The 20,094-nt window shown below is 63.6% G+C and carries 23 protein-coding genes, 1 tRNA gene, 1 other RNA gene and 1 riboswitch; of the genes, 10 read left to right on the forward strand and 15 right to left on the reverse strand.

Features of this window, described 5'->3' with window-relative positions; genetic code table 11:
• Positions 1 to 327 precede the first annotated feature (327 nt).
• Positions 328 to 720 (reverse strand): Co2+/Mg2+ efflux protein ApaG, encoded by a 393-nt coding sequence (gene apaG, locus JQ558_RS32400; protein WP_192735458.1) that lies wholly within the window; start codon positions 718 to 720, stop codon positions 328 to 330.
• A 241-nt stretch (positions 721 to 961) separates the two neighbouring features.
• Between apaG and JQ558_RS32405 the strand changes: the two genes are divergently transcribed.
• The 3 genes from JQ558_RS32405 to JQ558_RS32415 are packed head-to-tail and all read left to right on the forward strand — an operon-like array spanning position 962 to position 3,991.
• A complete protein-coding gene (locus tag JQ558_RS32405) occupies positions 962 to 2,188 on the forward strand; it encodes an OpgC domain-containing protein (protein WP_212296308.1) in 1,227 nt (408 codons plus the stop codon).
• Positions 2,188 to 2,946, forward strand: coding sequence for an SGNH/GDSL hydrolase family protein (locus tag JQ558_RS32410; RefSeq protein ID WP_212296309.1), 759 nt, complete (start codon positions 2,188 to 2,190; stop codon positions 2,944 to 2,946). The genes JQ558_RS32405 and JQ558_RS32410 overlap by 1 nt, the downstream gene beginning before the upstream one ends.
• A 13-nt stretch (positions 2,947 to 2,959) precedes the next feature.
• The gene (locus JQ558_RS32415; protein ID WP_212276193.1) at positions 2,960 to 3,991 is read left to right on the forward strand and encodes an SGNH/GDSL hydrolase family protein; all 1,032 of its coding nucleotides are present in this window, start codon (positions 2,960 to 2,962) and stop codon (positions 3,989 to 3,991) included.
• Positions 3,992 to 4,162: 171 nt separating this feature from the next.
• Here JQ558_RS32415 and JQ558_RS32420 read toward each other — a convergent pair whose 3' ends face one another.
• The gene (locus JQ558_RS32420) at positions 4,163 to 5,356 is read right to left on the reverse strand and encodes an O-succinylhomoserine sulfhydrylase (protein WP_212296310.1); all 1,194 of its coding nucleotides are present in this window, start codon (positions 5,354 to 5,356) and stop codon (positions 4,163 to 4,165) included.
• 72 nt (positions 5,357 to 5,428) lie between these two features.
• Positions 5,429 to 5,508: riboswitch (SAM riboswitch) on the reverse strand.
• 121 nt (positions 5,509 to 5,629) lie between these two features.
• Between JQ558_RS32420 and JQ558_RS32425 the strand changes: the two genes are divergently transcribed.
• Positions 5,630 to 6,736 (forward strand): 2'-deoxycytidine 5'-triphosphate deaminase, encoded by a 1,107-nt coding sequence (locus tag JQ558_RS32425; RefSeq protein ID WP_192735453.1) that lies wholly within the window; start codon positions 5,630 to 5,632, stop codon positions 6,734 to 6,736.
• 100 nt (positions 6,737 to 6,836) lie between these two features.
• On the opposite strand, the gene JQ558_RS32430 is transcribed toward JQ558_RS32425, so the two are convergent.
• Entirely contained in the window at positions 6,837 to 8,171 is a 1,335-nt protein-coding gene (locus JQ558_RS32430) for a sorbosone dehydrogenase family protein (protein WP_212276191.1), read from the reverse strand.
• Positions 8,172 to 8,318: 147 nt separating this feature from the next.
• On the opposite strand from JQ558_RS32430, the gene JQ558_RS32435 reads away from it, so the two are divergent.
• Both JQ558_RS32435 and JQ558_RS32440 read left to right on the forward strand, forming a co-directional pair.
• Positions 8,319 to 9,374 (forward strand): hypothetical protein, encoded by a 1,056-nt coding sequence (locus JQ558_RS32435; protein ID WP_212276197.1) that lies wholly within the window; start codon positions 8,319 to 8,321, stop codon positions 9,372 to 9,374.
• Between the two features lie 162 nt (positions 9,375 to 9,536).
• Positions 9,537 to 10,979 (forward strand): MATE family efflux transporter, encoded by a 1,443-nt coding sequence (locus tag JQ558_RS32440; RefSeq protein ID WP_212276190.1) that lies wholly within the window; start codon positions 9,537 to 9,539, stop codon positions 10,977 to 10,979.
• Between the two features lies 1 nt (position 10,980).
• Here the strand turns inward: JQ558_RS32440 and JQ558_RS32445 are convergent, their stop codons facing one another.
• The 6 genes from JQ558_RS32445 to JQ558_RS32470 all read right to left on the reverse strand — a co-directional run bounded on the left by JQ558_RS32445 (position 10,981) and on the right by JQ558_RS32470 (position 14,456).
• Entirely contained in the window at positions 10,981 to 11,442 is a 462-nt protein-coding gene (locus JQ558_RS32445) for a hypothetical protein (protein WP_212211374.1), read from the reverse strand.
• 98 nt (positions 11,443 to 11,540) lie between these two features.
• Positions 11,541 to 12,071 (reverse strand): hypothetical protein, encoded by a 531-nt coding sequence (locus tag JQ558_RS32450; RefSeq protein WP_212296311.1) that lies wholly within the window; start codon positions 12,069 to 12,071, stop codon positions 11,541 to 11,543.
• Positions 12,068 to 12,469 (reverse strand): SRPBCC family protein, encoded by a 402-nt coding sequence (locus JQ558_RS32455; RefSeq protein WP_212276187.1) that lies wholly within the window; start codon positions 12,467 to 12,469, stop codon positions 12,068 to 12,070. The genes JQ558_RS32450 and JQ558_RS32455 overlap by 4 nt, the downstream gene beginning before the upstream one ends.
• Positions 12,470 to 12,610: 141 nt before the next feature.
• Positions 12,611 to 12,970 (reverse strand): VOC family protein, encoded by a 360-nt coding sequence (locus tag JQ558_RS32460; RefSeq protein ID WP_192735447.1) that lies wholly within the window; start codon positions 12,968 to 12,970, stop codon positions 12,611 to 12,613.
• A 58-nt stretch (positions 12,971 to 13,028) separates the two neighbouring features.
• Positions 13,029 to 13,868: an AraC family transcriptional regulator gene (locus tag JQ558_RS32465; protein WP_212296312.1), complete on the reverse strand. Its 840-nt coding sequence runs from the start codon at positions 13,866 to 13,868 to the stop codon at positions 13,029 to 13,031.
• A gap of 9 nt (positions 13,869 to 13,877) precedes the next feature.
• Positions 13,878 to 14,456 carry a methylated-DNA--[protein]-cysteine S-methyltransferase gene (locus tag JQ558_RS32470; protein WP_212296313.1) on the reverse strand — a complete coding sequence of 193 codons (579 nt, stop codon included), beginning with the start codon at positions 14,454 to 14,456 and terminating at the stop codon, positions 13,878 to 13,880.
• 166 nt (positions 14,457 to 14,622) lie between these two features.
• Here JQ558_RS32470 and JQ558_RS32475 point away from each other — a divergent pair, with 166 nt between their 5' ends.
• From JQ558_RS32475 to JQ558_RS32490, 4 genes are all read left to right on the forward strand, one after another.
• Entirely contained in the window at positions 14,623 to 14,853 is a 231-nt protein-coding gene (locus JQ558_RS32475) for a type II toxin-antitoxin system HicB family antitoxin (protein ID WP_212296314.1), read from the forward strand.
• Positions 14,854 to 15,220: 367 nt separating this feature from the next.
• A tRNA-Gly gene (locus JQ558_RS32480) sits at positions 15,221 to 15,294 on the forward strand.
• A 12-nt stretch (positions 15,295 to 15,306) separates the two neighbouring features.
• Positions 15,307 to 15,696: a transfer-messenger RNA gene (gene ssrA, locus JQ558_RS32485) on the forward strand.
• Positions 15,697 to 15,814: 118 nt separating this feature from the next.
• Complete coding sequence (locus tag JQ558_RS32490) at positions 15,815 to 16,387, forward strand: hypothetical protein (protein ID WP_212296315.1); 573 nt, start codon at positions 15,815 to 15,817, stop codon at positions 16,385 to 16,387.
• A gap of 12 nt (positions 16,388 to 16,399) precedes the next feature.
• On the opposite strand, the gene JQ558_RS32495 is transcribed toward JQ558_RS32490, so the two are convergent.
• From JQ558_RS32495 to JQ558_RS32520, 6 genes are all read right to left on the reverse strand, one after another.
• Complete coding sequence (locus JQ558_RS32495) at positions 16,400 to 16,720, reverse strand: cupredoxin domain-containing protein (RefSeq protein WP_212296316.1); 321 nt, start codon at positions 16,718 to 16,720, stop codon at positions 16,400 to 16,402.
• Between the two features lie 11 nt (positions 16,721 to 16,731).
• Complete coding sequence (locus tag JQ558_RS32500; RefSeq protein WP_212211359.1) at positions 16,732 to 17,253, reverse strand: DUF4142 domain-containing protein; 522 nt, start codon at positions 17,251 to 17,253, stop codon at positions 16,732 to 16,734.
• Between the two features lie 96 nt (positions 17,254 to 17,349).
• Positions 17,350 to 18,036, reverse strand: coding sequence for an RNA polymerase sigma factor (locus JQ558_RS32505; RefSeq protein ID WP_212211357.1), 687 nt, complete (start codon positions 18,034 to 18,036; stop codon positions 17,350 to 17,352).
• 122 nt (positions 18,037 to 18,158) lie between these two features.
• Entirely contained in the window at positions 18,159 to 18,524 is a 366-nt protein-coding gene (locus JQ558_RS32510; RefSeq protein WP_212276179.1) for a nuclear transport factor 2 family protein, read from the reverse strand.
• A gap of 159 nt (positions 18,525 to 18,683) precedes the next feature.
• Positions 18,684 to 19,034, reverse strand: a complete 351-nt coding sequence (locus JQ558_RS32515) for a RidA family protein (protein ID WP_212296317.1) — start codon at positions 19,032 to 19,034, stop codon at positions 18,684 to 18,686.
• 129 nt (positions 19,035 to 19,163) lie between these two features.
• The gene (locus JQ558_RS32520) at positions 19,164 to 20,078 is read right to left on the reverse strand and encodes a LysR family transcriptional regulator (protein WP_212276178.1); all 915 of its coding nucleotides are present in this window, start codon (positions 20,076 to 20,078) and stop codon (positions 19,164 to 19,166) included.
• Between the last annotated feature and the right edge of the window lie 16 nt (positions 20,079 to 20,094).

Here is a 20,094-nt window from a genome sequence, read left to right on the forward strand (position 1 = left end):
CTCGTGTGCAGCTTTTTTAGTGCAAACCGCACACGGGACCGCGGGTGCAGCGCGCACCCGGTCTTCCCTGCGCCCTCTGTTTGATGAGGGCAAGGAGATTTCTGGCAAAGCTCGGGCATATCAGGCCGCGAGATCGCGAAGGTGTGTTTGAAGGACGGTGCAACAACAAACACCGCCGTCGTCCCGGGCTTGACCCGGGACCCATAGCCACAGGAAGAAGTTTTGCGAAAGGTCTCTGCGACCGAGCCTCATCGAGAGATCACGCGGTATGGGTCCCGGCCCAAGGCCGGGACGACGCGTGGAGGGAGCGCAATGCGCCTCTCGCCCCTAATTCAACACCCGCTTGTTGTCAGGGCTATCCAGCGAAAATGTCGGGACATCGATCTCGAATTTCTCGCCGCTTTCGTTGACCATCTGATAACGCCCGGTCATGAAGCCGGACGCGGTGGGGAGCGGTACGCCGGAGGTGTATTCGAAGCGTTCGCCGGGGGCCAGCACCGGCTGCTCGCCGACCACGCCTTCGCCGCGGACTTCCTGCTTGCGGCCGGTGGCGTCGGTGATGATCCAGTGCCGCGTCCGCAACTGCACCGTCTCGTTGCCGGAGTTGGTGATCACGATGGTGTAGGACCAGAAATACTGGCCCTTATCGACCGACGAGCGCTCCGGCATGAAGTTCGGTTCGACGGTGACTTCGATCAGACGGGTGACGGCGCGGTACATGATGAAAAGCTTCCAGAATCCTTATGCGCAGCATAGCGAAGAAAGTCGGTGGAACCAATCGCCGGACCGGCCGGCGGGGCGGGGCTGTTGAGGTAGTCCATCCTCGTTTCAACATAGTTTCGCCCTAAGGCGCACCCGCGCGGTTCCGACCCCCGTATCTTGCTTGTATTGCGTGCTTGCGGGCCGATATTATCCTTACGGCCGTGCAATTTGCTTGGATTTGCTGCCAAAACGGTGCCCGATGTCCATTGCCGATCAGATTGCCGGACCGGCCGCGAGTGACGCGGCGGGTACCTCCGCGCCGGCGATCACGCTGCCGGCGGCCGGCGAGCGTGAATTGCGGCTCGATCTGTTTCGCGGGCTGGCGCTGTGGCTGATCTTCATCGATCATTTGCCGGCGAACATCCTGACCTGGTTCACGATCCGCAATTACGGCTTTTCCGACGCCACCGAGATCTTCATTTTCATCTCCGGCTATACCGCAGCGTTCGTGTATGGCCGCGCCATGCTGGAATCCGGCTTCGTGATCGCCACCGCCCGCATCATGCGGCGGGTCTGGCAGATCTACGTGGCGCATGTGTTCCTGTTCACGATCTTCCTGGCGGAGATTTCCTACGTCGCAACCAATTTCAACAACCCGCTGTATTCGGAAGAAATGGGGATCATGGATTTCCTCAAGCAGCCGGATGTCACGATCATCCAGGCCTTGCTGCTGAGATTCCGCCCCGTCAACATGGATGTGCTGCCGCTCTATATCGTGCTGATGCTGTTCCTGCCGATCATCCTGTGGCTGATGAAGTGGCGGCCCGACGTCTCGCTGGGGCTGTCGGTGGCGCTCTACGCGGCGACCTGGCAGTTCGATCTGTACCTGTCGGCCTATCCGAACGGCACCTGGTTCTTCAATCCGTTCGCGTGGCAATTGCTGTTTACGTTCGGCGCCTGGTGCGCGCTCGGCGGCGCGGTGCGGATGTCGGCGATACTCTCCTCGCCGATCACAATGTGGATCTGCTTTGCCTATCTGCTGGCCGCCTTCTTCGTTACGCTGACCTGGCATCTTCCGCAGTTGAATTTTTTGATGCCGAAGCACCTCGAACAGTGGATGTACCCGATCAGCAAGACCGATCTGGATGTGCTGCGCTTCGCGCACTTCCTGGCACTGGCGGCGATCACGGTGCGCTTCCTGCGCAAGGACTGGCCGGGGTTGAAATCGCCCTGGCTGCGACCATTGATCCTGTGCGGGCAGCATTCGCTTGAGATATTCTGCCTCGGCGTCTTCCTCGCCTTTGCGGGGCATTTCGTGCTGGCCGAAATCTCCGGTGGAGCGGGCATGCACTTCCTGATCAGCGTCGTCGGAATCCTCATCATGTCCGGCATGGCGTGGGTCATTTCGTGGTACAAGAATTCCGCCGACAAGAATGCCAAGAAAAAAGGCGCTGTTGGCAACGCCGATATGGCGGGAGGGGGCTGATGAAGTCCAACCCGGTGATGATCCTGGGGCTGACCTTGATTGCCGGCTTGCTGGCCGCAGCCCCCGTGCGCGCCGAGGATGCCCCCGCCAATTGCGAGGTTCCGGCCTATCTGCTGACGTCCGAGAGTAAGCTGCCCAAGGTCGAGACGGCCATTGCCGGCGACCGCCGGCTGGAAATTCTGGTGGTGGGCAGCCGGTCGTCGAGCATCCCGTCGTCCGAAGCCAGCGCCTATCCCGGCCGGCTGCAGGCGGTGTTGAAGGAAGCGCTGCCGAAGGTCGCCGTGAACGTATCCGTAGAACTACAGGTCAAGAAGACGGCCGAAGAGGTCGCTGGCGGACTTGTTAAGCTGGCCGAGCTAAAGAAGCCTACTTTGGTTATCTGGCAGACCGGCACCTACGATGCTATCCGATCGATCGATCCCGATGATTTCCGCGCCGGTGTCGAAGAGGGCGTTGCTGCGTTGCAGAAGGCGGGTACCGACGTGATCCTGATGAACCTGCAATACAGCCCGCGCACTGAAACGATGATTTCCGCGCCGCCCTATCTGGATAATATGCGCGTGGTGGCGCAGCAGCACGACATTCCCTTGTTCGACCGCTTCGCCATGATGCGGCACTGGAGCGACGCCGGAGATTTCGACCTGTCCACCACGTCGCATGGCCCCGACCTGGCCAAGCGGGTGCATGATTGCCTCGGCCGCGCGCTGTCGAAATTCGTGATCGACGCGGCGCATGTGAACCCGGCCCAGCAGAATTGAGGAACTAGCGTAAATGAGTCGTTACTGCCCTTTTTTCCCGTCTGCATCGCTGGCAGCGCTCGCCATCGCAGCGACGGTGCTGCTGATGCCGGCGTCCGTTTTGCAGGCGCGAGCGCAGGCGCAGGCGACCCAGACCGCCCAGCAGGCGACGTTATCCGACACGGCCAAATCTGAAGCCGCCAAACCGCCGGCGGCGCCGACCACGGGTGCGGGCAGCGTGGCGGCCACCGAGCCGTCCAGCCCGGCGGCTCAGAGGAGCGTCACCGGCAAGGCGATCGACAAGGCCAAGGAGGTCGCGAAATCCGCCGCCGACATTTTCAGCCGCGTTCCCTGCCTGCCGCCGAAGGGTGGCGCCAAAAAGATGGGATCGCTGCCGCGTGTCGCGGGCAAGCTCGCCGCGGGCGAGCCGGTGGTGATCATCGCGTTCGGATCGTCGTCGACCGCGGGTTTTGGCGCGACCTCGCCGGAATTCAACTATCCCAACCGCCTCGCGGCGCAACTGCACCGGCAATACCCGACCGCCGACATCACCGTGATCAACCGCGGCCAGGGCGGCGAGGACGCGCCTGAGATGATGAAGCGGCTGCAGACCTCGGTCATCGACATGCATCCGGACCTGGTGATCTGGCAGGTCGGCACCAACGCCGTGCTGCGCAATCTCGATCCGGCCGAAACCATCAAGCTCGTGGAAGACGGTGTCGCGCGCATTCAGGCGGCTGGCGCCGATCTCGTGCTGATCGATCTGCAATACTCGCCGCGGGTCAACGAACGCGCGGAGAGCGCGGGCAAGATGATCAATTTGCTGGGCAAGGTCGCCGAACTGCGCAAGGTCGGCATCTTCCCGCGCTTCGAGGTGATGCGCGACTGGCACGAGAAGCAGGCGATCCCGATGGACAATTTCGTCATCGCCGACGGCCTGCACATGAGCGACTGGGGCTACGCCTGCTTCGCGCAACTGCTCGGCGACGACATCATCCGCTCGGTCGGCCAGATCAAGCTCGGCGTCAACGTGCCGTCCGACGTGCGGACCTATCGGCCGATGTGATTACGGCTGTTGCCGTTACACACCGCCGTCGTCCCGGCCTTGAGCCGGGACCCATACGCCGCGGCCGTGCTGATTAAACACGGTGGTCGACCACTTCCTTGACTCACAACGTCCTGTGGTTATGGGTCCCGGCTCAAGGCCGGGACGACGATGGTGTTGGTGGCAATCAGCTCACGCCTTCTCCAGCGCCTGCGCGAAATCCTCGATCAGATCATCCGCATGCTCGAGCCCGGCGGAGAAGCGGATGAAGCCTTCGCTGATGCCGAGCTCGGCGCGCGCCTCCGGCGTCAGCCGCTGGTGCGTCGTGGTCGGCGGATGGGTGACGAGGCTCTTGGCGTCGCCGAGATTGTTCGAGATCCGCGAGACCTGCAGCGCGTTGAGGCAGCGGAACGCGGCCTGCTTGCCACCCTTGACCTCGAAGCCGACCAGGGTCGAGCCGGCGCGCATCTGCCGCTTCACCAGTTCGGCCTGCGGATGATCTGATCGCCCGGGATAGATCAGCCGCGAGATCTTCGGATGCTTTGCCAGCGCATCGGCCACCTTGCCGGCGGTCTCGGTCTGCGCTCGCACCCGTACCGCCAGCGTCTCCAGTCCCTTCAGCAGGACCCAGGCGTTGAACGGCGACATCGACGGGCCGGTATGGCGCATGAAGTTATGGAGGTGCTCGGCGACGAACGCTTCCGAGGCCAGGATGATGCCGCCGAGGCAGCGGCCCTGACCGTCGATATGCTTGGTGGCGGAGTAGACAACGACGTCGGCGCCAAGCGAAAGCGGGCTCTGCCAGATCGGCGTGGCGAACACATTGTCCACGATCAATCGTGCGCCGCCACTGTGCGCGATCTCGGCAATCGCGGGGATGTCGAGCACGTCGAGCGTCGGATTGGTCGGGCTCTCCAGGAAGAAGGACTTGGTGTTCGGGCGCAACGCGCGCTGCCACTGGTCGAGATCGAGACCGTCGACCAGCGTCGTCTCGATCCCGTAGCGCGGCAAGAGATCCTGCACCACGTAAAGGCAGGAGCCGAACAGAGCTTTCGAAGCGACCACGTGGTCGCCGGCCCGGAGCGGTGCGAGGATCGCGGTCGCCACCGCGGCCATGCCGGTCGCGGTCGAGCGCGCGGCTTCCGCGCCCTCGAGCTGGATCATGCGGCGCTCGAACATCTCGATCGTCGGATTGGAATAGCGCGAATAGATGAAGCCGGGCTCCTCGCCCTTGAAGCGGGCCTCGCACTGCTCCGCGCTGTCGTAGACGTAGCCCTGGGTGAGGAACAGCGCCTCGGACGTCTCGCCGAACTGCGAGCGTAGCGTGCCGCCATGGACCAGGCGGGTTTCGGGACGATAGCGGGTGGTAGACTTAGCCTCAGGCATGTGACCTCCGTCGTGACCACCATTGAAAATGGTCACAAAAAACCGGCCTGGAAAAATTTCCACAGGCCGGGATCACACGTGTCCCCGGCCTGTTTAGCGACTTATTTAACGTGGCTGCAAGCCGGCCGGCTCAAATCACCACGGGATAAGTCATGCTGATATTCCCTCGCGCCCTTTTCGTCAAGCCGGCCATCGGATAACCCCTAAATGCCCATATTTATGAGGTTTGGATGACATTCGGGTCATCCTTCCCGGGCTCCCTTGAGGACCGCCGTGCCTTTCACGCTGCCGCCCGACGCCAACGGAATTCTGCCCGACCGCATGATCGCGGCGATGGCGGATGCGGGCCTGATCCTGCCGGCCTATCCCTTTGTCGAGAGCCAGATCCAGCCCGCGAGCCTCGATCTGCGGCTCGGCGATATCGCCTACCGGGTGCGCGCGAGCTTCCTGCCGGGGCCGGGTGCGACGGTGGCCGAGCGTATCGACGAACTGAAACTGCACGAGATCGACCTCACTGACGGGGCGGTGCTGGAAACCAATTGCGTCTACATCGTGCCGCTGCTGGAGAGCCTCGCGCTGCCGCCGGAGATCGTCGCCGCCGCCAACCCCAAAAGCTCGACCGGGCGGCTCGACGTCTTCACCCGCGTGATCGCTGACGGTACCCGCCGCTTCGACATGATCGGCGCCGGCTACCACGGGCCGCTCTATGCCGAGATCAGCCCGAAGACGTTTCCGGTGCTGCTGCGCGAGGGATCGCGGCTTAGCCAAGTGCGCTTCCGCACCGGCGACGCCATCCTCAATGCGGACGAGCTCGACGCGCTGCATGAGGCCGAGCGGCTGGTCGATATCGACGACGCCGATCTCGCCAATGGCGTGGCGCTGAGCGTCGATCTAAGCGGCGCGAATTCCGGCGGCTTTGTCGGCTACCGCGCCAAGCGCCACACCGGCGTGGTCGATGTCGACCGCCGCGGCGGCTATGCGGTCGATGAATTCTGGGAGCCGATCGCGGCGCGCCCGGACGGCAGCCTGATCCTCGATCCCGGCGAGTTCTATATCCTCGCCTCCAAGGAGGCGGTGCAGATCCCGCCGGATTACGCCGCCGAGATGGTGCCGTTCGATCCTCTGGTCGGCGAATTCCGCGTCCATTATGCCGGCTTCTTCGATCCCGGCTTCGGCTATGCCGGCGCCGGCGGGCAGGGCTCGCGCGCGGTGCTCGAAGTGCGCTCACGCGAAGTGCCGTTCATCCTCGAGCACGGCCAGATCGTCGGCCGCCTGGTCTATGAAAAAATGCTGGCGCGGCCCCATGCCATGTACGGCCAGCGCATCGGCTCGAACTATCAGGCCCAGGGCCTGAAACTGAGCAAGCATTTCAGGGTGTGATTCTCACCTCGTCATTGCGAGGAGCGCAGCGACGAAGCAATCCACGTTCCCGAGCAAAGATGGATTGCTTCGCTTCGCTCGCAATGACGGTGGTTGGTGCCTACCTCGCCGCCGACGTCATCGCAGGCGTCACACGCCATACCGTGTTGCCGACGTCGTCGGCCACCAATAGCGCGCCCTGCTTGTCTAACCGCACGCCGACCGGACGTCCGCGGGCTTCACCGTCATCACTGACAAAGCCGGTCAGCACGTCCTGCGGCTTGCCGGAAGGCTTGCCGCCCTCGAACGACACGAAGATCACCCTGTAGCCGGCGCGCGGCTTGCGATTCCACGAGCCGTGCTGGCCGATGAACGCGCCACCCGCCATCGCTTGCGGAAACAGATTGCCGGTGTTGAACTCGAGCCCGAGCGAAGCGGTATGCGCGCCGAGTGCGTAGTCCGGTGCCATTGCTTTGGCGACCATATCGGGACGCCGCGGCTCGACGCGCGTATCGACGCGATCACCGAAATAGCTGTAGGGCCAGCCATAGAACGCGCCGTCCTTTACCGAGGTCATGTAGTCAGGCACCAGATCGTTGCCGAGTTCATCGCGCTCGTTGACGACCACCCAAAGTTCGCCGGTGTGCGGATTCCAAGCAGGTGCGTTCGGATTGCGCAGGCCTGAGGCAAACACCCGCCATGTGCCACTGGCGCGATCGACCTCCAATACGGCGGCGCGATCCTTCTCGGCCTCGATGCCGTTCTCGCCGATGTTGCTGTTGGAGCCGACGGTCGCATAAAGCTTCGATCCGTCGCGGCTGGCGGCGAGGTCCTTGGTCCAGTGATGATTGAGCGTGCCCGCGGGCAGGTCGGTGAGCTTCTCACCCGCTGCGGTGATTCTGGTGACGCCGGTCTGATAGGGAAATTTCATGATCGCGTCGGTATTGGCGACATAGAACTCCTCGCCGACCAGCACCATGCCGAACGGCGAGTTCAGCCCGCTGAGGAAGATGCTGCGGGTTTCGGCGACGCCATCGCCATCTGAGTCGCGCAACAGCGTGATGCGGTTCGCGCTCGGCACGCCGGCGCCGGCCCGGCTCTGCGCCCACTTGAAGAAGAAGCCTTTGATGCCCCCGCCGTCCGGTTTCGGTGGGGCGTTGGACTCGGCCACCAGCACGTCGCCATTTGGCAGCACGTAGACCGTGCGCGGATGCTCGAGCCCGCTGGCGAACGCATTCACCGCCATGCCGTTGCCGGCGGTCGGCTTGCTGCCTTCGGGCCAGCCCTTGGCAGTGGCGATGTTGACGGTCGGTATCCACGAGGTCTGCGGCGCCGGCAACTGGGGCGAGGGACCATAGGTCTGTTCGGCGGAGCCTGATGGGGCCTGTTCGTTACAGGCGGCGAGAGGAAGCGCCAGCGCTCCCAGACATAGCGCCAGCCGAAGGTGGCTATGCATGACGGCTCCTTGCATATCGATGTACAATGCGGTGCATATCGCTCCACCAATGCGGAAAGCCGGCCATTGTTCGCGGCGCCTGCCATGAAATTCGCGTGAATTGAACCGCAACCCTGCGTGCGGAAAGAAAAGGGAACCGGGATGGCGATGACCGAGGCGAAGGATGACCCCGCGCAGCAAGCGCAATGGGCGAAGTGGCGCAGCATCGCTGATCTCTATCACGCGTATTTCACCGGCCTCGTTCTCACCGTGGTCTCGCGCCGCGGCACGGCGGATGCCGCCGAATTCGTGTTCCGGGTGTTTCGCCGCCAGCAGCAGGAGCGCTTCCTGCCGGGGCTGGAAAAACTCGGGCTCAGCCATCTGCCGCCGGCGGTCGCGGCTGCGCAGTATCACTATCTCTCGAACTGGATCGGCGGCGTCCATGTCGAATACATGTACGAGACCGATCGCAAGGCCTGGATCCGTTATCCGCCGCCGCGCTGGATCTGGCGGGGCACCGCGATTTGCGGCGTGCCCGGCGAAGTGTCGCGCGCGATGCTGCGGGGCTGGCACGGCAATAACGGCGTGGCGCTCGGCAATCTCAATCTCGGCTTCGTCTGTACCAAGCAAAGCGTCGACGGCCAGGACGGCCTCGAAGGCTATTACTGCGAATACGATCATCCGCTCGACCTCGATGCGCGGATGGTGTTCGCGCGGCATCTCGAAGCGCCGCGCTTCGATCCCGCCACCGCGCCGGCATTGCCTGTTGCAAGCTGGCCGAAGCCGCGGCTGGAAAAGGCCTATCGCAACTACGCCATGGAATATGTGAAGACCGCGGCTCCCGTGATGGTGCAATGCTTCGGCCCGGAGGACGCCCGATATCTATTGCACCTCACCGGCAAGCTGATCGGCATGCAATATTTCGACGAGATCGCGCAAAACCTTGGGGCGAGCCGCGGCGGGCCGAAGGAATTTGCTGGCTTCCTGCGTGCGCTGTTCGAGGCGCAGGATGATGCGGTTGAGATCAGCGAGTCCGACGGCACGTTCGAAATCCGGCAGCAGAGCTGGAAGCTGATGGCCGATGTCGGCGATTATCACCCGGCCTGCGCCAGCGTCCTGCAGGGATTGTTCGAAGGCCTCGCAGCCGGCTGCGGCCGCCATATTCCCGTGCATTTGAAGCCGCCGGCAGGCGGAAAGGCACCGTTCGTCTGGTCGATCGGCTAGGGGAGTGCGCCCGCCTGCAATCGCGCAGGCCCCCATTGCGTTTCGCGCACGCGGAATCAGCGCCTGCCGTGCTAGGAAACATCCTGGCGCAGCGAGATAATGCGCCCAAAATATTGAATGGGCGCGCGATCTCAGGATTGCCTTTCGCGCGCGGGAGCAGAAATGTCCGATATCGGCGTTGCCGAAATTCCCGTCGACGAGGAAGAGCGCCCGCTGCCGCCACCGCTGCCGCCGGCGAAGAATGCGCTGGTCGATGGTCCGATCCTGCGCACGCTGCTGTGGCTGGCCTGGCCCAACGTCATTGCGCTATCGGCCGGCACCTGCGTGGTGATCGCCGAGACCTCCTATATCGGCCGGCTCGGGGTGGAATCGCTGGCCGCGATGGCGCTGGTGTTTCCCTGCGTGATCCTGACCATGACGATGTCGGGCGGCGCCATGGGCGGCGGCGTGGCGTCCGCGATCGCGCGCGCGCTCGGCGCCGGTGATACCGAGCGGGCGTCGGTGCTCGCCGCGCATGCCTTGCTGATCGGCCTCTGCTTCGGGCTCGTCTTCATGCTGGGCATGCTGATCTTCGGCCCAAAGCTGCTGGAACTGCTCGGCGGCCGCGGCAACGTGCTGGCGCAGGCGATCGGCTACACGCAGATATTCTTCGGCGGCGCCGTCGTGCCATGGCTGATGAACACGATGGCCGGCATCCTGCGCGGCACCGGCAACATGAAGCTGCCGTCGCTGCTGATGCTGGTTTCCGCCGTCTGCCAGATCATTCTCGGCGGCACGCTCGGTCTCGGTCTCGGTCCGATCCCGCAATTCGGCATGCAGGGCGTCGCCGCCGGTTCGCTGATCGCTTACCTCATCAGCATCTCCGTGATGACGTGGTATCTGTTTTCCGGCCGCGCGCGCATCGTTCCCAGGATCGTCGGCCTGCGGATTCGCTGGGCGATGTTCATCGACATTCTCAAGGTCGGCGCCATCGCCTGCTTCTCGCCGCTGCAATCGGTGCTGACGATCAGCATCTTCACCTACATGCTGGCGGGTTTCGGCACCGAGATCCTGGCCGGTTACGGCATCGGCGCGCGGCTCGAATTCATGTTGACGTCGATCGCCTTTGCGGTCGGCATCGCGACCGTGCCGATGGTCGGCATGGCGATCGGTGCGCAGCGCATCGCGCGGGCCCGCAGGATCTGCTGGATCGCGGGCGGCGTGGCCTTTGTCGGGGTCGGAGCGTTGGCGACCTTGATCGCGATCTTCCCCGACATCTGGGTCAATCTCTTCACCGACAATGCGGGCGTGCGCACCGCAAGCCGGCAGTATCTGTCTACGGCGGCGCCGATGTATGCGTTCCTCGGCCTTGCCACGACCTGCTATTTTTCATCGCAGGGCGCGGCCAAGGTGCTCGGCCCCGTGCTGGCGCAGACCGCGCGGCTGGTGTTCATCGGCGTCGGCGGCTGGTGGCTGTCGACGCACAACGCCACGGCTATGGACTTTTTCATGCTGACGGCCGCATCGATGATGCTGCTCGGCCTGCTGTCCTGCCTGAGCGTGATCCTGACGCGGTGGGGACCGAAGCGCGTCCCCCTTGCCAAGGCTCGCCCGGCGCTGTCGTAGCTCAGCGCCGCCGATGCTTTCGGCCGTGACGGCTGCCGCCCATATTGGCCATGCGCATCAACTGCGGGATCATGCTCATCATCTCGCCACCGCCGGCGCCGCCGAGCATACCCATGATGTCGCCGCCGCCCATGCCGCCCATGTTGACGCCATAGCCGTGGGCCATACCGCTGCCATAGCCGCCGGGGATTCCACCACCGCCCATCATGCCGCCGAAACCACCACCGCCGCCTTCCATCATGCGGCCCATCATCGGCCCCACGGTCTGCATCATCAAGCCGAAGCGGCGCTTGCCCATCTTGGCCTTCATCATTTCCAGCATCGGCGCCATCTGCGTCATCATGTCGTCGCCGCCTCCACCCCCACCGAACCCGGCGAATTGCGCCTTCGCCGGCGTCGTCGTCAGGGCAAACAGCAGCAGCAGCGTGGCTGCCTGGCACACAACCTTGTCAGCTCCAGTCATGGTTCGACCTCCCAATGCGCCGCGGCCCGCGGGGGCGGTGCCATCCGGGCGCAACTGGTGACGCTAGGAAAGGGAGGCTTGCCGATCTGTGCGAAAGATCACGGTGCTCGCCGCCGCGCGGTGAACTCGGTATTGACACGCCAGCTCGCGCCGTTGTCCGCGGAGATCTCGCCACGCCAGAGGAACGAGTTCGGCGTGATCTCGGAAAAACTCCAGCGCATCAGCTGTCCATCAGGCCGCGTGCCGTGCTGCACGATGTCACGGCCTTCAGCGCGGCCGATCATCTGCAGAAAACTTCGCGCCACCGGATCGGTCCACTGGATCCTCCAGGCATCGATATCGGGATCATAGACCCGCAGCGTCGTGCCATAGGAATTGACCTGGGCGGTGGCATCGCCGTGGCGTGCCTCGCCACGCGGCGGCACGATCCAGACATCCTGGATTGCGCGGCCCTCCAGCGCCCAGCCGAAATGCCATTCGCCGGCGCGGCGGCGCTCGCGGCCGTCGTCGGAGAATTGCCTGACGTCGAGATCCCAGGAGCCGATGAAGCGTCCGTACAGATCCATCTTGCCGGCGCGGTCGGCTGAGGGGCCGACCGCGCCGAGCGCTTCGAGAAATGCGGAAATCATGCCGCGGCTTTCCCAAGCGCGTTCTGCATCGCCAGCGCCGCCTGATCCATCTGCGCGTTCATGTAGGGCGCGATTTCATGTGGCAGCACGTCGACGGTCCAGGCCAGCCGGCTGCGGCCATCGACTTCGGCGGTCACCTGCACCGCGGCGCTGTGCTGTTTGATCCGCTCGCTGATCACGGCATAGACCAGCCGCCGCCGCGCATCGTCGCAATCGACCAGCAATTCGCGCGCCACCGTGCCGTTGGAAAACGTCACGATCCGTGCGTCGCCGTCGAGGCGCGTGTCGAGCACGAAGCCGGGCACCAGCCGCGTATGCAATGCCCCGAAATCGCGCACCGCGTCCCAGACGTCGGCAGGCGCGGCGTCGATGATGATGTCCTTGTGGATGGAAGCCATGGTTGAGGTCCTTCGAATGAGAATGAGAGGCATCGGTCGGTAGGGTGGGCAAAGGCGCACTTCGCGCCGTGCCCACCATCTATCCAGGCCGTTGCCTTGAATGGTGGGCACGCTTCGCTTTGCCCACCCTACGATGCGCACCTACGTGCAAACCGCCTCGACATTGTTGCCATCAGGGTCGATCAAAAACGCTGCGTAGTAAGTCGGGCTGTAGTCCGCCCGCGCGCCCGCGCCGCCATTGTCGCGGCCGCCGGCCTTCAGTCCCTCGGCATGGAATTTCTTGATCGCGGCATGATCAGGCGCGCGGAACGCGACATGGGCGCCGGTGCTGCCAGCGCCCTTGTGCAGATGCAGCCAGAGCGCAGGTTCGCCCTTTGGGCCGAAGCCGGCGCCGGAATCATCGCGCGAGCACAGCACAAAGCCGAGGGGCGCGAGCGCTGCCGTATAGAAGCGCACGCTGGCGTCGAGATTTCCGACGCGTAATCCGATGTGGTCGTACATTGCTGTTCTCCAGTGAGAAGTGCGCGCGGGAATGCCGCGCAACCTGGAGAAACCCTAGTCAGTGGAGGGCAAGCCGTTCTTGGAAAATCTTGCGCTTCCCGCGAGAGGCCTGGCGGAACCGGAGCGGCGAGGCGCCGGCGGCGCGATGGAACGTGCGCACGAAATTGGACAGGTCGCCGAAGCCGACGTCATAGGCGATAGCGGTGATCGGGCTGTCGTCATCGGCCAGCCGCCGCGCCGCATGGCGCAGCCGCGAGCGCAGCAGATATTGGTGCGGGGTGACGCCGAGCACGTCGGAAAACAGCCGCAGGAAATGGAACGGGCTGATGCCGGCTTGCGCTGCGGCATCTTCCAGATCGATTTCGCGGTGCGAATTGGCATCGATCCACAGCGCGGTTTCCACCGCGCGGCGGCGGTCGCGGGCGGCGTCGGAACCAGTCTTGCGTGGCTTGCCGGATACCACCTCGACGAAGCGGCTGGCGAACACCTGCCCGATCTCGTCGAGGCCGATGTCGCTGCTGCCATCTGCCGCCGCCTGCGCCAGTTCGCCCAGCACCATCAGCTCCGGCAGCGGCGGCGCAGAGCCGATCTGCCAGATATCCCTGGCTTCGCTGATCGCTTCCACCAGCTCCGGGCTCAAAAAGAACGACAAGCACTCGTCGCCGCAGACGTGCTCATGGGTGCAGGTATATTCGTCGCCGGGATGGCCGATCAGCACCGATCCCGCCACCAGCTCACTGAACTTGCCGCGGCAGTGCAGGCCGAAGCTGCCCTTGCGGACATAGGAGATCGAGTGGCAGCGGTGCTGTTCCGCGAACGGCTTGTCGCCGGGCCCCGCGCTGCAGCGGAAGTCGGACACCGAAATCGATTTGCGTTCCAGGAGCGTGGTCGCTGTCATCCCGCAAATTTAGGTAGGCGGACGAGGCGACGCAACAGGCAGCAGCACGTCGAACAGGGTCTTGCTGGCGGTCGGACGGGTGCCTTCGATCGACAGCAGCCGGCGCTTGGAAATGGCGCCGCCGTTCGGCGAGATCTTGTCGGCATAGTGCCCGGCCTCGAGCACGCGGTGGCAGGGCACGATGATCATGAAGGGGTTGCGGGCGATCGCCTGCGCCACCGAATACACCGCGCCCGAGGCGCGCAGCGCACTGGCGATCTCGCCATAAGTGCGGGTCTCGCCGCGCGGGACGGTGCGGGCGAGCTGATAGACGCGCTGGTTGAAGGCGGGAATCCCGGTCATGTCGAGCGCGGCATCGGAAAGATCGCTGTCACCGCCGCGCAGCAACGCCGCAATGCCTTCGATCGCGATGGCAACATTCTCCGGAGGGCGAAGTTCGCGGGCGTCGGGAAAAAGCTGGAATAGCCGCCGTCTTGTGTCGATCTCGCGGGCTTCCGGGAGCTGCACGCCCATTACGCCGAGATCGCCCCATGCGATCCCGCACCGGCCGATTCCCGTGTCAAAAATGCTGTAGCCCCGCCCCGCCATACGCCACCAACCCCGGCAGGATCATAACACCGTCATCGAAGCGCGCATCTGGAATCTTTATAACCCGTTGGGGGTCCGGGGCAGGGAGGCGCCGGTACGGCTTGGCGGAACGCTCGGTCGGCTAATCAGGGGGAACGCAAAGTTGCGGGATCGCAGGAACCAGATCATGGCAGCAAGCTACAGCTATTCCGTGATCCTCGAACCGCAGGAAGGTGGCGGCTTTACCGTGCTCGTCCCGGCGTTACCCGAAGTCGTGACGGAAGGCGACACCGAGCAGGAGGCGCTTGCCAATGCGAGCGAAGCCATCCGAGCCGTCCTTGCGTACCTGCAGGAGCAGGGGATGGCGCCGCCGTCCGATGCTCATCCCGAGATCCGGCACGTAACGGTGGCCGCCTAGTGGGCGGCGGAAAGCTTCCGGTCGTCAACGGCAAGCGTGTCATCCAGGCTCTCACAAGGGCTTCCTCGTCAATCGAATTGTCGGCAGTCATCACGTCCTCGTATATCCCGGTGACCCGACGCGTACGGTAACCGTTCCGGTTCATGCCGGACGGACCTGAAACCAGGCACCGTGCGCTCGATCATTCGACAGGCGGGGCTCACGGTGGAGGAGTTCGCGGGTCTCCTGTAAGAGTTTATCGTGTCCTCACCTCTCGCGATGTAGGTTCGCTGGCCAGCAAGCGCATCGACTGAGGGGTTGCAGATTGCCGAAAGCTCGGACAATGTGAGCTGCGTCAGATCGGAACCGAAAACCACGAGTGGCGTTCGCGGGCGTAGTTCAATGGTAGAACGGCAGCTTCCCAAGCTGCATACGAGGGTTCGATTCCCTTCGCCCGCTCCATTCCCAGTCACCACCCTATCTTTCGCCCTCAATCCCGCGTACAAGCGCTTCGTCGCAAGACGATGGCGCTGAAACTCTGAATGGACTGCGGGCAGACCCGGGGGCAGTACCCGGCGCCTCCACCTTAGCAGCTTGAGCTTAAAGGTCTCATCGACAGCACGATCCGAAAAGATCATGCTCCACATGAGATCGATTCTGCCGCAAGGCAAGATCCCAGGGCTGCTATGGCGGGGGCGAACCAGGATCGATGGTCGCAAAGAAGTTCGGAATTGTGCTCGGCATGATACCGCCGTTATCGGGTCAAAAACCTAAATGCAAACGATAACGTTGCATTGAACGAAGTGCGCCTCGCGGCGTAACCTGTTCGGGGTTGGTCCACCTGGCAACAGAACGGCCATGGCCGCGTCAACCTTCGGGTTGGCGCGGCTTTTATTTGTGAACCGGCCTCGCGCTGTGCGCGACTACAATCACAAGTACTATTGTGCTACATTGCTGTGCCGCAGAGATGGAGGCGAACGCGTTGACCCAGGCCATCGCTGCCGACAACACCTCCCGCAACAATTTGCTTGTCATCGCCGCCGGCGGTCTGCTGTCGGGCCTGTTGACGCCGCTCACGCCGCAACTGATCGACAAGTTCAGCGGCGGTTCCGGCAATCTGCGGATGGCGCTGGTGGCGGTGCCGTTTGCGGTGCTCGTGTTCTTCGTGGTCCGGCGCTGCAGCGCCAATCCGCTCTGGGCGGCGCTGCTTGCCAGCCTTGTCACCATGGTCGCTTTCGTCTGCGCGGTGAACGCCGCGGTCTGGATCGATCTGCAGGCCTATGGCGCCTCCAAGATCATGCGCAATGTCCTGGCGGGCCTCGCCGGCGGTTTCGTCGGCGCCGGCTTGATGGCACTCGCCATCGCCCTGCTGCCGGCCGGGCCGCGCGATGCGGCGTTATGGATGCGGATGCTGCTGACGGGCACGCTGGCCGGCGCGCTGCTGGCGGTCGACAGCGCGCTCGATCTCGATCTCACCTCGGTGCTCTATCCGGTCTGGCAGGCCGCCGTCGCGGTGCGGCTGGCAATGGTGCTGCAGCGAGGGAAGCTGGTCTGAAGGATTGCCGGCTTACGGTGCGATCGTCAGCACGGCCTTCATGTTGGGATGGAAGCGGCAGTAATACTCGACCGTACCGGCCTTCTTCAGCACCGATGTCACGGTCGTCTTTGACGGCATGGCGACATCGAAATCGCCGTTTCGCGCGGTGGCGGTGTGAGCGAAGATATCCTTGTTGATCCATTCGATGGTGTCGCCGACCCTGGCGGTTACCTGCGCCGGCGACACCACGAGATTGTCCATCACGATCTGTATGGTTGCGGCATGCGCCGGGACGGCGATGGCGCCCGATAGCAGGGCGGTCACGATGAGAAAAATGCGTCTCGGCAGCATGGCAGTCTCCCTTACTTCAGGCCGGCGGCGACGTGTTCGGCATGCTGCTGGTGGCCCTGAAAGAGCTTCAGGCCGGTCTGCAGCAGGCTCTTCAGCTCGGCATTGCTGGCTGACGGGATCAACAGTGTCTCGAGCGCGCCATTGACCGCCTTGTGGTAGGCAATCTCGTTGGCGATATAGGCCTTGTCGTAGTCGGCGCCTTTCAGCTTGCCGAGTTCGGCCAGCTTGTCCGCGGCCTGCTTCGACAGCGTCTTGCTGGTGTCGTTGTCCTCGGGCGTCACCTTCAGCTTCTTGACGAGGTCGAGCGCCTGCTTGTTCACGGCTTCATGGTCGCGCACCATGCCTTCCGCGAACGCCTTGACGTCCTTGTTGCTGGCCTTGGTGATGGCCTGTTTGCCGGCGGCGATGTCGATGACGCCTGCGGTGTAGGCGACATGCGCGATCTGCGGGTCGGTGGGCTTTGCGCCCTGCGCCAGTGCGGCGCCGCCCAAAAGGCTCAATGCGGCAATCGCCGCGCTCAATCGAACGAACATGGTGTGACACTCCTGTGGCGCCGACGCGAGCGATCGGCTTTCAAGTTGATTGCACAGGAGTTGGATGACGCAGGTGGCCGGAGGTTCCCGAAAAAATCAGATAAAGCCGAGCCGGTTCAGCACCGCTTCGGTGAGCCGTTCGCAGCGCCTGCCGGCAAACGGAAACGCGTCCATCACGACAGGGCCGATCTTCTTCTCGACATTGTCGCGGAGCATGACGCGGGCGCGATGCAACCTCGTCTTCACGGTCACAGGATTGAGCCCCAGAATCTCGGCGGTCTCCTCGACATTCATGCCCTCGATCACCCGGGTGATGAAGACGAGCCGGAACGGTTCCGGCAATTCGTCGATGGCGTGTTCGACGACATGCTGAATTTCACGTTGGGCCATGGATTTTTCCGGGTCGTCTGCGGCCGCGCGGGGAAACTGGATGATCTGGGCTTCGAGCGTGCCCTGCGGCAATGACGACAACTCCACGCCCGGCCGCTGCCGGCGCAAGCGCCCCAGCGCCTCGTTCATGGCAATCCGCGCCAGCCAGGTCGCCAGGCTGGAATCGCCGCGAAAATTCTCCAGATGCGTGAAAGCGCGGACGTAAGTCTCCTGCACGACATCCTCGGCCTCGCCATCATTGCGCAGGATGCCACGGGCGAGCCGGTAGAGCCGGCGGTTGTTCGCCTGCATGATGGCGCGAACCGCGGTCTCGTCGCGCGCCAGCGCCCGGCGAACCAGGTCGAGGTCACCAGTATCGACGGGCGGAATATGAGGCGTGTGGGCCTGACGCATGATGGTTCCACCAATAGCATTGTATTGGGGTTGGATGCGGCAAGGCAGAAGAGGTTCCCGAAATAATTCGGGGCGCGTCGGCGGCTACCTGGGATTGCCCAGGCAGCCGCGCAGCCTTTCGCTCACGCCCCCGCCGGCACCTGATCGAGGAAGCCGGTGATGCTGCGGATGCGGCCGTCGCTCAGCTCGGCGAAATCCGTACCCTTGATCGGGCTGTCGGCGCCGTCAGGGCCGAGGCCCCAACAGAACCGGACGTGGTCGCCGTACCCGTTGGGCTCGCCGATCAGCTTGAATTTGAAATCCGGAAACCGCTGCTGCACGCCTGCGATCAGCGCATCGACGCCGTCGTGGCCGTCGCCGCTCATCAAGGGGTCGACATAACGGGCGTCTTTGGCCCAGTTTTGGCTAAGGATCTCGCGGCGGCGGGCCGGGGTTCGCTCGTTCCACAGATCGATGTAACTGGCGGCAATGGTCTTCGGGTCGGTCATGGGGCTCTCCTTCGTTGCGGCCGAATGGATCGGCTGACCTGTTATCGAAGGTTCGCGCGCGTGTTTCGATTACCTCGGAGGTCAAGGAAACGCGGTCAATGAGATACGGATCAAGAAAATTACGGCGCGAGGGCAGGCAAGCCCTCGCGCCGTGAAAAATCACTTCGCCGCAACCACCATGATCTCGACGTTGTATTGCGGAGACGCCAATTTGGCCTCGACCGTGGCGCGCGCCGGGGTGTTGCCCGCCGACACCCAGCCGTCCCACACCGCATTCATTTCCGGGAAGGTTTTCATGTCGGTGATGTAGATCGTGGCCGACAGAAGCTTCGACTTGTCGGTCCCGGCTTTGGCGAGATGGCCGTCGATGGTCTTGAGCACGTCCTGCGTCTGCTTGGTCACGCTTTCGCCGGCTGCATTGTTGGCGACGACGCCCGCGAGATAGACGGTGTTGCCGTGGACGACGACCTGGCTCATGCGCGGGCCGGTTTCGAAACGCTCGACTGACATGGTGTTCTCCGTTTTTTAAAGTGGCGCGCCTCCTTAGCGCGACAGGGCGCGATCGGCTACTGCGTTCTTCTCAAGGGAGCCTCCGCAAATTGCCGCGCACCGGGATTTGCTGAAAACGTACAGCTGTTTCTATGGGATATCCTCTGCCTCCGCCCCGGCGCTGCCGCGGCCATGCGCTTCCAGCGCATCGAGGAAGCATCGCACTTTTGCCGGAACGAACTGCCGGGCCGGCAGCAAAGCATGCACGTTGAGCGGCTCGCAGATGTGATCCGGCAGCAGCCGCCGCAGCGTGCCTGCTTCAACGGCGCTGTTGGTGAACGTCGCGGTCACCCGCAACACGCCGTGGCCGGCCAGTGCCGCCTGCAACCTGATGTCGGCGTTCGAACTGACCAGCCGCGCCTTCTGAACGTCCAGATGTTCGATTACCCCAGAAGGCGTGGTGAGCGCCCACGGCGCGTCGTTGGGGCCGGTGAGGACGGGCAGTCTGGCGAGCTCTTCAAGGCTGCGCGGTTCGCCGAACTTCTCCAGCAGCGAAGGCGCGGCGTACAGCCCGCGCTCGAGCGATGAAACCCGTTTGATGACGATCCCCGTCGAAGGAAGCGGCGCCTCCAGCATCGCGAACACGATGTCGTAATTCTCGACCACCGGACTGACGATCTCGTGCTCGACATCGATCCGGATCACGAGATCCGGATAACGGTCCATCAGTTCGCATGCGATCGGACCGGCGTGGTTGGCGCCGAATTCGTAAGGTGACTTGATGCGGAGCGTGCCGGCGACGGTGCTGCTCATCGCCAGCGCTTCGCCATGTGTATCATGCAGCGCAATGAACAGCGGCTTTACCCGCGCATAGATAGTCTCGCCGGCGTCGGTGAGGCGCAAATGCCGCGTGGTGCGCTCGATCAGTCGCAGCCCGAGATTGCTTTCCAGCCGCTGCACTGCAGCACTGAGGCTGGATTTGGGATGGCCGAGCACGCGCGCGGCAGCGCTAAAGCCGCCATGCTGAACCACTTCGCAAAACAGCTCCCAATCGCGCCAATCCATCCGGGCAATTGTCCAT

The organism is Bradyrhizobium sp. AUGA SZCCT0160 (assembly GCF_018130105.1).
Lineage (GTDB): Bacteria > Pseudomonadota > Alphaproteobacteria > Rhizobiales > Xanthobacteraceae > Bradyrhizobium.